The 15066-nt window shown below is 38.6% G+C and carries 15 protein-coding genes; 13 read left to right on the top strand and 2 right to left on the bottom strand.

Going from position 1 to position 15066, the window contains the following annotated elements; translation table 11 throughout:
• Positions 1–8: 8 nt before the first annotated feature.
• Positions 9–713, bottom strand: a complete 705-nt coding sequence (locus BROSI_RS02710; protein WP_052562148.1) for a LolA family protein — start codon at positions 711–713, stop codon at positions 9–11.
• Positions 706–1317 (bottom strand): HAD family hydrolase, encoded by a 612-nt coding sequence (locus BROSI_RS02705; RefSeq protein WP_052562147.1) that lies wholly within the window; start codon positions 1315–1317, stop codon positions 706–708. The genes BROSI_RS02710 and BROSI_RS02705 overlap by 8 nt, the downstream gene beginning before the upstream one ends.
• 934 nt (positions 1318–2251) lie before the next feature.
• Between BROSI_RS02705 and csm6 the strand changes: the two genes are divergently transcribed.
• From csm6 to BROSI_RS02640, 13 genes are all read left to right on the top strand, one after another.
• Positions 2252–3397: a CRISPR-associated ring nuclease Csm6 gene (gene csm6 / locus BROSI_RS02700; RefSeq protein WP_052562144.1), complete on the top strand. Its 1146-nt coding sequence runs from the start codon at positions 2252–2254 to the stop codon at positions 3395–3397.
• Between the two features lie 397 nt (positions 3398–3794).
• Positions 3795–6194 carry a type III-A CRISPR-associated protein Cas10/Csm1 gene (gene cas10, locus BROSI_RS02695; RefSeq protein WP_052562142.1) on the top strand — a complete coding sequence of 800 codons (2400 nt, stop codon included), beginning with the start codon at positions 3795–3797 and terminating at the stop codon, positions 6192–6194.
• Between the two features lie 3 nt (positions 6195–6197).
• Complete coding sequence (gene csm2, locus BROSI_RS02690) at positions 6198–6611, top strand: type III-A CRISPR-associated protein Csm2 (protein ID WP_052562141.1); 414 nt, start codon at positions 6198–6200, stop codon at positions 6609–6611.
• A 3-nt stretch (positions 6612–6614) separates the two neighbouring features.
• Positions 6615–7469, top strand: coding sequence for a type III-A CRISPR-associated RAMP protein Csm3 (gene csm3, locus BROSI_RS02685; RefSeq protein ID WP_052562139.1), 855 nt, complete (start codon positions 6615–6617; stop codon positions 7467–7469).
• Positions 7444–8487 (top strand): type III-A CRISPR-associated RAMP protein Csm4, encoded by a 1044-nt coding sequence (csm4, locus tag BROSI_RS02680; RefSeq protein WP_052562138.1) that lies wholly within the window; start codon positions 7444–7446, stop codon positions 8485–8487. Before csm3 ends, csm4 begins: the two co-directional genes overlap by 26 nt.
• Entirely contained in the window at positions 8484–9023 is a 540-nt protein-coding gene (gene csm5, locus BROSI_RS20940; protein ID WP_052562137.1) for a type III-A CRISPR-associated RAMP protein Csm5, read from the top strand. The genes csm4 and csm5 (BROSI_RS20940) overlap by 4 nt, the downstream gene beginning before the upstream one ends.
• A complete protein-coding gene (csm5, locus tag BROSI_RS20935; protein ID WP_052562136.1) occupies positions 8971–9753 on the top strand; it encodes a type III-A CRISPR-associated RAMP protein Csm5 in 783 nt (260 codons plus the stop codon). The genes csm5 (BROSI_RS20940) and csm5 (BROSI_RS20935) overlap by 53 nt, the downstream gene beginning before the upstream one ends.
• 660 nt (positions 9754–10413) lie before the next feature.
• Positions 10414–10623 (top strand): hypothetical protein, encoded by a 210-nt coding sequence (locus BROSI_RS02665; protein ID WP_052562135.1) that lies wholly within the window; start codon positions 10414–10416, stop codon positions 10621–10623.
• Positions 10607–11011: a type II toxin-antitoxin system VapC family toxin gene (gene vapC, locus BROSI_RS02660; RefSeq protein WP_052562132.1), complete on the top strand. Its 405-nt coding sequence runs from the start codon at positions 10607–10609 to the stop codon at positions 11009–11011. Before BROSI_RS02665 ends, vapC begins: the two co-directional genes overlap by 17 nt.
• Before the next feature lie 149 nt (positions 11012–11160).
• Positions 11161–11745, top strand: a complete 585-nt coding sequence (locus tag BROSI_RS02655; RefSeq protein ID WP_052562129.1) for an REP-associated tyrosine transposase — start codon at positions 11161–11163, stop codon at positions 11743–11745.
• 253 nt (positions 11746–11998) lie between these two features.
• Entirely contained in the window at positions 11999–13225 is a 1227-nt protein-coding gene (locus tag BROSI_RS02650) for a TIGR02710 family CRISPR-associated CARF protein (protein WP_052562127.1), read from the top strand.
• Positions 13226–13264: 39 nt separating this feature from the next.
• The gene (locus BROSI_RS02645; RefSeq protein WP_052562126.1) at positions 13265–13456 is read left to right on the top strand and encodes a hypothetical protein; all 192 of its coding nucleotides are present in this window, start codon (positions 13265–13267) and stop codon (positions 13454–13456) included.
• A 221-nt stretch (positions 13457–13677) separates the two neighbouring features.
• A complete protein-coding gene (locus BROSI_RS02640; RefSeq protein ID WP_052562125.1) occupies positions 13678–14988 on the top strand; it encodes a TIGR02710 family CRISPR-associated CARF protein in 1311 nt (436 codons plus the stop codon).
• The last annotated feature ends 78 nt before the right edge of the window (positions 14989–15066 follow it).

Raw genomic sequence — 15066 nt, 5'->3', positions numbered from 1 at the left:
TATAAGCTTTATTGAAATGGTTCGATAACCTCGACCCCTCTTGGTACTTTGAATGTGAACAGCTTGTCGGACATGCCCTTGTTCAGCTTAATGTTTTTCAGCTCGATGATATTAACCACTTCGCCCTCACTCTCGTACAGTTCTATCTTGTCTGGCAGCCAGAATCCGTCCTCCACCCACAGGCGGATATTGGAATATTGGGATTTTGGTTCTTTGGGTACTAAATCCAGGATATAAAACCGTTTTTTACCGACTTCCTTTGCTTCCAGCAGGGTAATTTTATAATCTTTTTTTGCTGATTCCACAGATTCCCCGTAACCAAATTCAAAAAAACTGAGCCCCTGCGAGGACTGTTTACTTTTATCCATTTCGTATTTTTCTACCTGCTTCTCTGCCGGATGATATACCCATACATATTTTCCATCCACAATATTTATCTCATTGCGGGGTGGTTGAAATTTCAGGTACAGCCTTTTGGGTTTTTTGTAATGCATCTCACCCTGTGACGTCTCGGTAGATTCAAGCAGGGTGATCGTGCGGGTAAACGTTACATCCGCCTTCAAGGTTTTGAATGCGGTATTGGCCTTGTCTATCTCTGAAAGGATATCGTCGAGGTTTTTTGCTACAGAAGCTGCCATCGAAAGGGCCAGCCCATGAAAAAAGATACTACCCGTGATGAAGAGGGTAAATAAAATGAACCTGTTTCTATTCATTGCGTCCTCCATGCAAATCTGTGCTCATTTGTTCAAAATGCTCGATTATGTGGATGACTTCCCGGATACTATCTATTTCAAAGTCAGGAGAGAGTTCTGTTTCCACATACTCTGCATAGCGAAGCAGGGCTGTCTTGGTTCCCGCTGCCTTGCCGCACATGATATCATATTTGTAATCACCCACCATTAACAAGTGATCGGTATGGATATCCATCCATTTACTCAGCAGAAAAATGGGATCAGGGGCGGGTTTTGGTTTGGTATCTTCCCGGCTCACGATAAATTCAAAATGCAAATTGTGTTTACGAAGCACCGTATTTACTGATTTGCGGGAATTACGGGTTAAAAGCGCCTTTTTTAACTGCTTTTTGGAGACAAATTCCAGCATTTCCAATACTCCTTCATTGAGTTCGGACTCCATTGCAGCCTGTGCCTCATAACGTTCAAGGATTTCCAGTGCCCTTTTCCGCTCTTCAGGGCTTGACCTTTCCGCATAATCGATAATGAACCCCACCTTAGCGCCGATTTCCCGCTCAAGGGCTGCAAAGTCTACGTTGGGTTTGGTAAGCGTGCCGTCCATATCAAAGATAATTCCACGTAGCATAGTAGCCTCTTTTATCCCCTTTCATGTTTTTAACTGTTTTCTTATATCGTCTAATTTTATCAGTATTTTCAATGGTTTCAAGCAAATTCAATTCTTTTCTGGTTACATCTGTTTTTACATCTTTTTATTTATCAGGTACGACATAAAAATGAAATATTTACCATGAACCTAGCCCGAACAAGTCGGAAAAGACAAAATCCGAAGCACCAAATTCGTGAGTCAACCCTGACAGGGTTAATGTTGCTGGAAATGTCAAAATTATCTTTGGAAGATACTACGCCTTTCCCAAGACTGCGCTTGGGAAAGGTGGCGATAAAGCGCAGTAAAATGCTGAATATATACCGGAGGCTCACAATTTGTGATTTATAAACTTGATACATTGTAACTATGATCTAACGGGGTGGCACGGACAAGCATAGCTTGTCCGTGTTTTTGCAATACTGCATAATGCTTTGTACTTGCAATGATCGGACTTGTATTGTCTATCCAAATTTCAAAATGAACAATTCATAAATAATCTCGTGCAAGTTCAACACGGACAAACAAAGTTTGTCCGTGCCACCCTGTTATTAATTAAAATTCACATTTTCTGAGCATTTTAGAGTATATCTTATCGATAATATTCTTTGTATTTTTTGAATTAAATTAACCTTACAAAATCAACAAAAATGTATAAATCATATCATCTCAACGAGCTAGCTATATTAATCGACAATAAATTGTCGATGTTTAGGCGCTAAGCGCCTAAGAGCAATAATCTTTTCCCATGAGATATTTGTTGACTAGAATATGCGAAGTTGTTACGATACCCGCGCCAAAGCAGATGTTTTACGATTACCGTGGTTACATAAACCGTCAAAGTCAAGCCACCTGCTAATACCTGCTTACGGTATTTTGTAAAAACCTCTTCTCAGACAGTTTCTTACGGTAAAAGATGAAAGACATCCTTATCTGCGTAGCAGGCGCTACCCCTCAGATTGTTACCGAGACAATTTACGCGCTATCAAAAAATATCCCACCTGTATTTGTTAAAGAACTCTATATCATTACCACCTCGCATGGCAAACAACTGATTGCCGATACGCTCATCAGGCAAGGCATGCTCAAGCGACTCATAGAGGAATATAGACTTCCCGGAATCTCCTTTACCGAAGATTGCCTTATCGTGATAAAGAATTCCCATGACGTCCCATTGCAGGATATAAGAGATAACGAAGAGAACGAGGCAGCCGGGGATATCATAACGGGATTTATCAGAGAAAAGGCTCGTGACGTAACAATACGGCTTCATTGTTCTATTGCCGGGGGCCGCAAGACCATGGGGTTCTATCTTGGCGGCGCCTTGCAGCTCTTTGGCAGGCCGTGGGATAAACTGTATCATGTCCTGGTAAGTCCGGAATTTGAAAGTAATCCCGACTTCTTCTATCCTCCCAGAAAGCCGAAACTGATACTATGCAGGATGCCTGATGGAAAGGAGAAAAAAATAAGCACCGATATGGCTGGTGTTCAGTTGGCAGAGCTGCCGTTTATCCGCCTGAAGGAAAAATTACGACTGGGCAGTAATAACTTTAGAGAACTTGTCCGCCAGGGACAGGAAGGGATAGATACGGCGCTGATGCAGGAACCTCTCAGGGTAAATCTGAGCGACAGGTCGCTTGAAATCGGTGACCGGACTATTGATTTCACACCAATGGAGCTATCCCTTTACATAATACTCATGGAGCGAAAGCTTAGCCACTGCCCGCATCCCGAAAGAAAATATTGTCTCGAATGCACTGATTGTTATACCTCAGTTGGGTATTTGACGGGAAGGGAAGGATTGAATGCCTTTATTGCATGTTATGAAAGGATCTTTGGGAAGGATTCTTTGAAGGGTGGGGAGCTTTATGAAAAGTATGGGAAACGGGGCGGAATCTCTTCAAAAATACTACGGCAGGTTATCAGTAAGGTAAGAAGGAAAATCGAAGATGGTATTCGGGACAAAACACATGTCCCCTTTTATACGATAACGTCTATCGGTGCCTATGGGAGTACGCAGTATGGATTAAGGCTGGAGAAGGGGAAAATGGTGATAGGATAAAACGGAATAGTTCACCGCAGAGGGTGCAAAGAACGCTGAAATAAAGGGAAGAGATGGAATTTGTATACTTTTTTCGTTTACCCTCTATCATACTCTCTGCGACCTTAGCGTTCTCCGCGGTGGGGCTGAACTGTTAAAATAAAACAGTAGGAATATTCCTGAAATGTTTCTTATTTTGTGTCTTTAACGGATTGTGGTAAAAATATAGAAGTGATTAGCCGCAGAGGACGCATAAAATGTGAATTTTAAATTGATAACAGGGTGGCACGGACAAACCATATCCCCGTATGCCTTGAACGGGGATCGTTTGTCCGTGCATAATCTAATCCTTGCTATCTTTGTGCCTTCGCTGTCTACTGAACTTTTGCCTGGAAATGAATAAATAATGGAGAACACTATGGACGAAAAACAGAAAAGGGAATATCAGACGGTTGTGCTTGCGGCATTGTTGCATGATATAGGAAAATTTTATCAAAGAGGACTGGACGAAAAAGCACGGAAATCAAGGAATCACGCTTCTTTAGGTTTGGAATGTTTTCAAAATCTTTTTGCAGAAAAGATACGGATTTTATTGGGAGAGGAAGAAAAAGAAAAAATAGCTTCCGCAATAAATACACATCATGATCATGCAGACATAATTACCCTTGCAGATGCCTTGTCTGCTGGTATGGATAGAATAAGTCTTGATGATGAAGAAAAGACTGGCGATCCTGACAAAGAACGGCTTTTATCAGTTTTTGAACAAATATCTTTGGGTAATAATACTAAAAATACAAATGATTTTGCCTACCGTCTAGAAACGCTGTCTCTTGAAAAAAGCAAGTTATTTCCAAATGATAAACTTCCCAGGCAAAGTTTGAAAGACGAATATAAAAATTTATGGGAAAGTTTTGAAAAAGAAGTTAAAAGTATTCCAACATATAGCATTTCTTCTTATCTAAATATTCTTTATTCCATCCTCCAAAAATATACCTGGTGTATTCCTAGCGCTACATACAAGGATGAACCCGATATTTCACTTTTTGACCATGCTAAAACTACTGCCGCCATTACCGGGTGCCTTTATCACTGCGAAAAAATGGATAAATCTTCTGATAATAAATTTCTCATTGTTGGAGGCGATATATCAGGCATTCAGAACTTTATTTACCGGATTACAAAGGCACAGGGAGTTAAAGGTATTTCAAAGATGCTGAGAGGACGGTCGTTTTATTTACTTTTGCTTCAGGATGTAATTGCAAGGCATATCATAGAACAGGTTAGTTTATTTAGCACAAATATCCTGTACAGTGGAGGTGGAAGGTTTGAATTGCTCCTTCCCAATACTGGAGAATCAAAACAAATATTAAAAAGTGTTCAGACCGATGTCAATAAATGGCTCTTCAAAATGTATGGTGGTGAACTGGGATTGGTGCTTGAAAGTGTTGAAGCAAATCAAGACACATTAAAAGGCTACGGCGATTTATTGTTGAAGTTAAATGATAAATTGACGATTGCCAAAAAGAAGAAATTTTTGTCTTCTTTTACAGACGCTACCTTCTGGATTGAAGAAACTTCCGACAGGAACGTAATTAAGGTCTGTAAGGCTTGTGGTATCAGTACAGTAACAAATGATGAGCCATGTGAACTTTGCAATTTACACAAAAATATAGGCAACAAGCTTCCAAATACTTCGTATCTGATTTTTAGGAACAAGGATTTGGAAAATATAGATGGTTTACCCGTTCCTTTTGGTGAGTTTGGTACAGTTTACTTGCTGGAAAACGACAAGCTGATAACCGAAAATTTGCTAAAATCGAAAAAGATTTTGGCTATCGAAAAGATAAATAAACTTGATAAGCTTCAAACTGGTTTTCGTTTCATAGGAAACACGGCACCTTTGGCAAATGCAGATTTTTCAATCGGCAACGACCCGACCGACGAAGATAAACAAGTAAAAAAAGGCAATGTCTTGAGTTTTGAAATTATAGCCGATACAAGTATTGGAGATAAACGACTTGGAATACTAAAGATGGACGTTGACCACCTTGGGCTTATCTTTACTCTTGGACTTGAGGAAGAACAACATTCCAAAAGAAAGTCCATATCAAGGATAGCTGCGTTAAGCCGTTCGATGGACATGTTTTTTGGTGGTTATCTGAATAAGATATGTAATGAAATCTTTGAACAATGGAGAAGTGAATCAAAATGGGAGCATAGAGACAAGGTAACACAGATTTTTTATACTGTTTATTCAGGCGGTGACGACCTCCTGATAATTGGTCCATGGAGTGAAATGCCAAAACTTGCACTAAAAATACAGGATGAATTCAAGGCTTATACCTGCCATAATCCCGATATAAACATTTCTGCCGGGATATTCCTCTGCAAACCCAAATATCCAATAAGCCTTGCGGCAAAGGCTGCTGGCGAACAATTGAATACTTCTAAAGATAATGGCAGAAAACGAATAACTCTCTTTGGGGATACGGTAGAATGGATTGTTAATGGTGGAGTATGTGTAAAAGAGTTGCTCGATTTTGGCGAGGATTTACACAGTTACATTAACAGTGAGAATTCCAGGAAAAAGCTGCCCAGGGGTTTTGTTCATGAATTGTTAAGAAAACACAAACAATACAAAAGTGGACAAGACCCCAATTTTATCCCTGCCATTATTTATCAGTTGGCAAGGAATGTTAAAGACGATGAACTAAGAAATAAATTAAAAGAAACACTTATTACAGATAAAAATTGTTATTTTAAACATATTCAAATACCGACAAGTTATGCCTTACTGAAATTAAGAAAGGGGGAGTAAAAAATGCCAGAAATAACTATTGATAACGTGAAGCAAAATATTCAGACTCTTAAAACATTTTCGACTATTGACCCTGAATTTTACGCAAAAGAGAATGGCGCTGCACATATAATAGCAAAAGACGTACGAGAAAAAATGAAAGTTACACAATTGCGAAAATTTTTTGGTCATATTAAACAGATACAGGCAAACTATAAAGGCAAAAAAAATGACTTTAAAGTAGAAAAAGCTGAACTCTATCTCTTAATGCCTGAACTTGCTTATGCGCTAGGGAGAAATCTCATCAGTAAAAACTTTTATGACTTGATGAAGACATGTCTCAATCCTGAAAAAATACCAACAGTTAAGGATTTTAATTGTTTTGTGGACTTTCTCTCTGCGGTACTTGCCTATCATAAAATGGAAAAGGGGGATTAGAAAATGACTGAAGAAAAGAGCAATTACGAATTTTCAGGGAAATATATTATTAAAGCAGATTTACGTTGTCTTACAGGACTTCATATTGGAGGTACTGACGAAGGTTTTGAAATTGGTGGTATGGATAATCCGGTAATCAAAGACCCGATTACAGGGTATCCGTATATTCCTGGTTCTTCTTTAAAAGGGAAAATGAGAAGTTTGTTAGAGTGGGCTAATAATAAAGTAAATTTTAAACAAGAAAATGGAAAGTGGAAAGGCAAACTATGCGAATGTGGAAATTGTGACATTTGTTTTATATATGGCTGTTCTGCTGCAACGTCAGTTAAAGAACCTACACGTCTTACAATACGTGACAGTTTTCCAAAAGGGCTGTGTGAAGATAATGGGAAGATTTTGCCAGAAGAGCAGAGGAAAGGAACAATTGAAACATGGAAAACATACCTTGGCGAAAAAATCTATACAGAAGTAAAGAGTGAAAATGTAATAGACAGGCTAACGTCGGAAGCAATGCCGCGGTCAATGGAAAGGGTGCCTGCCGATTCTGTTTTTGAAGTTGAGATGCTCTTTGACCTTTACAAGAATGACGACATTCAAAAACTGAAAAAGGTCTTTGAAGGTATGATGCTCCTTGAGGACAGTGCACTTGGTGGGAGTGGAAGCAGAGGTTCTGGTAAGGTGGTATTTGAAAATATTAAGATTATGAAACGAAGCCTGGCTTACTATACTAAAGGTGTGGATGAATTAGTAGTACCAGTGAACGATAATTGTAAAAATGCCAGAGATATTTATAAAAGTTTTGATAGTTTATTAAAAACAATAGAGGGTAAAGATGAAAAACTATCAAATAAAACTTAGTCCAGTGTCACCTTTTTCAGGATTTCCTTCATCTGATACCCTGTTCGGTGCCATTTGCTGGGGGATAAAGAGGATATATAACGAAACCAAACTTGCAACAATTTTAGAAAACTATCAGGAAAAGCCGGAATTTATACTTTCTTCTTCTTTCCCTTATATTGAATGTAATAACGACATTTTCTTTTTCCCGAAACCTACATCGCCTGGCCTTTCTGCATCTGATATTTATGAAATGGCAAAGATAAAAAAAGAAAAGGTTGAAATTATCACTAAGTATAAGAAATTTAAAAAATCTGAATACTTTTCATTTGCCCTATTTAGCAGATTTTTGAATAACGTATCAGAAAAGATATTATTTCAGGAATATCTTAATGACGAAGTGAAACTCAAAGGGAAGCTATTAATGAGCAAAAAGGAATTAGAAGGGTTCAATTTTGTAGAGAAAGAACCTTTACTGAAAAGTGAATTGGTACAAAAAAATGCTATTGATCGGCTTACCATGTCTACTGGCGAGGAGGGGCAGACCTTTTATCAGGAGGAATACTTTGCAAGTCCTGCATTTAAACTGCATTTCCTGATAAAGACGGATAATATTGAATCTTTTAAGCCAATCTTTCGCTACCTGGAAGACAAGGGTATAGGCGGCAATCGTTCAGTAGGGAAGGGAAGATTTAAGATAGAGACATTAAATACAATTTCCGTAGGAAATGATACTGCTTGTAATTTTATCACCCTTTCCCGATATATTCCTGATATTGCTGAAATAAACCCAGAGAGTAAATCCATGTTTTATGCAATATTTCCGTATCGTTCTAAAGTAGACTCTGAGGCAGAATTTAAGGGTGAGGATATCTGGAAATCAAAGGTTATATATCTGAAAGAAGGTTCTTGTTTTGAGGCTAAAGAAAGAAAACCATTCTATGGTCAATGTCCTGTAGTCAAAGAAATAGGTGGTCAAAAAATAAGGCAGTATGGATTCGCTTTTCCTGTGTTTGGCAATATTGGAGGTTCAAAATGAGACTTCAAATTAAAACTTTATCACCGGTTCATATTGGGAATGGTGAAAAATATAATGGATTGGCATATATAGCAAATAGAGAAAATGTTTTGTTATATGATTCAAATAAGATTATGGAAAATCTTACAACTCAACAAAAACAAAGATTTATGTTGTGGCTTGAACAGAACATTGGAGAAATAGAACGATTAGAAACGCAAAAAAGAAAAGAAAGAGACGAAGAGGAAAAGAGAAAAATAAACCAAACCCTTAGAGATGCACAAAAAAAGTTAAGTTTAAAAGAATTTATCGAAAATTCTATAAGAGATACGACTACAAAAAACAAGTTCAATAATAATTTCCTCTATTCTGTCAAAGCAGAAACGAAAATTTTTAGCAATGTAGATATTGACTGTTTTACCAAGCAAAACAATAAGTCATACATTCCTGGTACGGAGATAAAAGGTGGGATAAGAACTGCTGTAGCTTATCATCTCTTACAAGATGAAGGTCATTGGAGATATTTTAAAAAAAGAGTTAGAAAATTTCGGGAATAACTATAGAAAAGAGTTACAACAAATATCAGGACAAAAAGGAAGATGGGTTAATGATGTAAAAAAGAAACTTACTAACGAAATGGGGAAAATAGAAGATACCTTACAAAATAAACTTTTTAGAGTCATTGACAAAAATGATGCAAAATACGACCTTCTTAAATTACTCCATATAGGAGATACAGAGTTAATAGCATCCATTAATTGTTTATTTGTCTCAAACTTTGAGGTAACGGGGATAAGCAGAGGTTTCCCCCTTTTTCAGGAACTTTGCAAAAAAGATACGGTCTTTACCTGCCAGGGTTTTAAATTAGAGAATAATAAGACAATACTTGATAAACTTGGTTTTACCCATGAACAAAAATGGGTGGTTTCAGACATAAAAAATCTATTACAGTGTTGTTATGAGTTTACAGATAGGCTTCTTTATGAAGAAATAGGCTATTTTTCAAAACTCAATAAACCAAAAATAGTTTCAATACTTCAATATATAATGCAACAAAACATCCCAACGAGTCCCATTATCCGAATAGGCAAAAACGAAGGATATCTTAGTCTCACGATAGGGTTGCTTGTTAAAGATAAAGATAAAGACCTTTATAATAATGTCTTTTGTCATGCCACGAAAAACACAAGCTACAGCGGTAATTTCCTAAAGACACGGCGTATTGTAAACTTATCAAATAACGAGCAGGATACTTTGGGATGGGTAAAATTGATAATAGAAAATTAACAAAATAAAAAAGAAACTCAATTTTGAGGAAATATCTGCAAAAACTAGAAAAGTTATTAAAAGGCGAAGGCTCAAACATGAGGTTGTTGAGGAAGCTATACATAGCGACATAAGTTTACAACTGTCTGTCATTCCGGGCTTGACCCTGAATCCAGTGCTTTTCTGGATTCCCGCTTCCGCGGGAATGACATATTCGTATCTGATTAATGACGCTGTGTATAAACAGTGGGCAAGGAAACAGGTACATTAAAAAATCATGGAAGGAAAAGACAAGCCTCCAAAATTCCTAGATCATGCAACTACTACCTGGCTTGCCTCTGAATCAGGTAATCCCGCCTCAAATAACGGACTTGTCCCTTTCGGCTGGGCAGTAATGGAGATTATATCCTGAAACTTTATGAAGCTGGAAAACGAACTAAAGCACTTAAAAAATCATTAATGGATTCGAAAACGACAAGGAATGAATTCTGCACGGACAAACGATCCCAGTTCAAGACATCCTGGGACATGGTTTGTCCGTGCCACCCTTGCAAGTTTAAAATTTCTATGCCTTTGGCGTTAATTATAAAAACGAATCAGCATAAATACCACTTGTAAGTTGGCATGAATATTTGTAAAATATTTATGCTAGTTATAAGCATACTATTGTGGAGAATATATATGTCTAGAACAACCATAACATTACCCAATTCCTTGATAGATGAATTAATGTCGACCATTGAGGCAAAAAGCAAGACGGAGGCTGTAATAAAGGCTATTAAAGACGAAATACGGCTAAAAAAAATGGAACGAATAAAATCTATGGCAGGCAAGATGGAATTTATAAAGTCCGCAGATAAGCTCAGGCACGAAGATGAAAGGCTCGGATAAGATCCTCGTTGACACCTCTGCGTGGATTGAGTTTTTCAGGAAGAAAGTCCCTTACCATAAAATCGTTCTGGAATTGATAGACAGCAGTCGCATTTGCTGTACTGGTATTGTGCTTGCCGAGTTAATACAGGGCGCAAAGTCACAGAAGGAACTCGATGTGTTAAAGGAATTCTTACACGTATTTGACTTTCTCCCTGATTCCACCGAACTATGGGAAAAAGCAGGTGAATTGTCTTTCTCGTTGCGCCTGAAAGAGGAAATAGTCGGGCTTGCAGACTGTTACATTTCAGTAATGGCGAGCTCAAATAAGGTAAAACTCCTTACCCTTGATAAACACTTTGATGTTATCAGGAAGGAAATTGAATTAAATCTCTATACTTTTAGATAATTAAATTGGGTGGCATGGACAAACCATGTCACCGTACGCCTTGAACGGGGATCGTTTGTCCATGCATGTTTGAATACACACATTGATATGGAATGTGCAACACTGACAAACAGAGTTTGTCAGTGCCACCCTGTTGAACGCATAAAAAAATGAAAAATCCTATACAACCAAATTACAATACAACCCAGCAACACAGAAAAACCATTCGTCATTATAATGTTCCATGCCATGCGCATTTTTTAACGTTTTCCTGCTATCAGGGTCTTCCATTGTTGAGTAAAGATAGAACGAGAAATTGGCTTATTGAATCAATTATCATGGCTAAAGAGAAATATCAATATGCCCTGTGGGCATACGTAATCATGCCAGAACATGCTCACCTCTTGGTTTATCCGTTGGTTGAGAATTACAACATTTCTCTGTTTTTAAAAGCTATTAAACAGTCAGTAGCGAGAAGGGCGAAACATTATTTGGAGAAAAATGATCGTACTTGGCTGGATAAATTAACTGTTAAACTCGGATCAAGGGAGGTTTTTAGATTCTGGCAAGCCGGTCCTGGCTACGACCGAAATATCACAAGCAAAGACGAACTCCTGGAAAAGATCAACTATATGCACAGGAATCCGGTACGCAGAGGACTTGTCCTTAATCCACAGGAATGGAAGTGGTCAAGTGCAGGTTGGTATGCAGGAGAAAGAGAGGTTGTTTTAGCAGTTGATAAAATGAATCTATGAATAAATAGCAAAAAAGGGTGGCACGGACAAACTTTGTTTGTCCGTGCTTATTCGAATACGTGCATTAATACGGATGATAAAACACTGACAAACAGAGTTTGTCAGTGCCACCCAAAAAGGTGGAAGAAGTAGAAAAGTATGTGGATAGGGAGAAAATCTCTTCATTGACTGGAAGGGTGGCATGGACAAACTTTGTTTGTCCATGCATTCTTGAATAAGTAATATTACTATAGAATACGTTGGAGATAATAAAATGGTCAGGGCTATGATAATTTCTGTGGGCGGGACGACAGCGCCGATTATAAAATCCATTACAGAATACCGGCCGGAATTTGTGTCCTTCCTCGCCTCTCAGGATACCTGCGACTATGTACCGGAGATTAAAAAAGGGATACAGGAAGCAGGGCACAGCATAAAAAACGAAACAACCCTCGCTGATGATGTCAACGACCTCTACCACTGCTTCGGCAAGGCGGAAGAGGCTGTTAAACGTGTGTTGTCAAAGGGCTACCGCAGCGATGAGGTTATTGTGGACTATACCGGCGGGACTAAGAATATGTCCGTCGCCCTCTCCCTTTCTGCCATTACACACGGATTTAGCTTTTCGTATGTAGGAGGGGCAGAAAGAACAAAGGGTGGTGTGGGGATCGTCATCAATGGTAAGGAAAAGGTCTGCAAGAGCGTTAACCCCTGGGACTTTCTTGCCATAGATGAACGGAAGAAGATATCCTTCTTGTTTAATACCAACCAGTTCAAGGCGGCGAAGGAGTTGGCCGATGAAGCATTGGAAAAGAGCACCAGATACAAAACGGTATTTAAAAAATTGAGCTTTCTTATTGATGGTTACTACAACTGGGACCTGTTCAGACACGGCGACGCAAAGGGGAAATTTGAAAGGGCACGGATAGAGGAACTCTTGGAAACAGAAGACGAAAGAATACGATTGTTTGCAAAGGCCACCCTTCAGCTAAAACCACAGCTGGAACTACTTTCTCAACAACGAAGACAGCCTGACAGGTTGTTTATCCTGGATATATTCTCAAACGCAGAACGACGCTTTGACGAGGGAAAAATAGATGACGCCATAGTGCGGCTCTACAGGGTCGTTGAAATGCTCGCCCAGGAAAGGTTACTGGACAAACATGGGGTAGATACAAGTAATGTGAGTGAGGAAAAAATACCGCAGCAGGTGAGGGATGCATTTATTAGTAAATACAAAGACAAAAAAGATGGAAAGATAAAGATACCACAAAGCACCGCATTTGAATTACTCGAAGTGCTGGGGGATGACCTGGGTAAGGAATTTCATAAACGGTTACCGCAATTCCGCCAGATTCAATCACAGAGAAACAATTCGTATCTTGTCCATGGATTTGACTGTGCAGGTGAAAATACCTACCTGAAATTCAAGGAATTTATCCTGGATCTCAACATATTCAGGGCAGAAGACGTAATAGTATTTCCCAGATTAAATATATAAATTAACTGTTAAACTCAGGTCGAGAGAGGTTTTTAGATTTTGCCAAACCGTACTGGCCACGATCGAAATATCACAAGCAAAGGTGAACTCTTTGAAAAAATTCACTATATGCACAGAAATCCAGTGCGTAGAGGACTTGTCCTTAATCCACAAGAATGGAAGTGGTCAGGTGCGGGTTGGTATATAGAAGAAAGAGAGGTTGTTTTAGCTGTTGATGAAATAAATCTTTGAGTAGTGAAAAAGAGTGGCACGGATAAGCTGGTTTATCCGTGCTTTCTGGAAAACTTGTAAATAGTTATCTACTAAATCAGGAACTCAAAACAACACTGAAAAACCATTCGCTATTGAAAATGGAATAGCGAAACACGGACAAACAAAGTTTGTCCGTGCCACCCACTTGTTATGGGTTCAACGTTTTGCGCAGTTCATAGAATAGGGCGAACGATTACGTGATGAAAAAGGTCTTAATTCTTACCGTTGGCGGTTCGCATGAACCTGTAGTTAAATCGATACGTGATAACAAACCTGATTATATTGTATTTCTCTGTTCCGATGACCTCCCAACAACAAAAGGGTCTTATATTCAAATTACCGAAAGAGTAGAAGTGAGGGATAAAACCGACCCCTCAAAAAAATCTTTTCTTCCGGGGATTCCTTCGCAGTGTAATTTAAAAGATGGCTCGTGGGAATGCGTAAAGATAAAAGATTTTGATAATCTCAATGACTGCTATCAGATAAGCAAAAAGAAAGTAACGGAAATACGGTTGAGACTTAATCCTGATAAAATAGTTATCGATTATACCGGCGGCACAAAGAGCATGACTGCCGGACTTGCCTCTGCCGCTCTGGATGACGGTACCTGTGAATTTGTTCTCGTTGCCGGAACGAGGGCAAATCTCGATAAAGTGACGGACAAAACCGAATACATCAGACCAATTGCAGTTTACGACACACTGGCAAATAAAAATCTTGCGTTGGCGGAATCTTTACTCGCCAGATTTGACTTTTCGGGCGCTATAAACCTGCTGGAGTCATCAATTAAACTTTCCCTGAGCAACGAGAAGAATCAGGAAATTCAAACATATTTGAACATATGCAAAGGCTTTGATGCTTGGGATCGCTTTGATCACGTCTCGGCGTATCAATACTTGAATCCCTACAGAAAATATTTCGTGGACTATGTAATTCCTCTTGAAAAGATAAAAACCGATGTTGAGAATAATGTCTTAAGTTATATTATTGCAGAAGATATTCTTTTTAATGCCGAGCGCAGGGCAAATCAGGGTCGTTATGAAGATGCAATTGGGCGGATATATCGGTCATTGGAACTTGTGGCTCAAATACGGCTTAAAGCCCAATACAATCAGGATACAGGAAATATAGCACTGGGACAGCTATCTACATTAAGGGAAGAATTTAAAACAAAATTGGAAAAACACCGAAATGAAGAAAATAAAATACAAATAGGTCTCATGCAGGGCTATGAACTGCTGTCAGAATTAAACGACCCTGTTATTCATCCGTGGCACCAGAAATGTAAAAACAGGATAAAAGACTTTCTCAAATACAGGAATGAGAGTCTTTTTGCTCATGGACTTAAAGCAATTGCTTGTGATGTCTACAACAACATCTCCCCCGCAATCATCGAACTGCTCCGACAACTGATAGATAGTTTATATAAAACGGACAAAAAGAAAAGAATTGAATTAATACAGTTTCCCAATGATTTAAAAAGCATAGGTAATTCAATGAAAGTTACGTAAATTTATAATTATTTAGCTAAGGCGGGAGCAGGTTTGTAACCTGCTCCCATCTATTTTAAATATTCTGATGTTAAGCTT

It is taken from the genome of Candidatus Brocadia sinica JPN1, assembly GCF_000949635.1.
Classification (GTDB): Bacteria; Planctomycetota; Brocadiia; order Brocadiales; family Brocadiaceae; genus Brocadia; species Brocadia sinica.
Note: the sequence above shows the minus strand (reverse complement) of the source record. Positions and strands in the feature narration are given on the sequence as shown.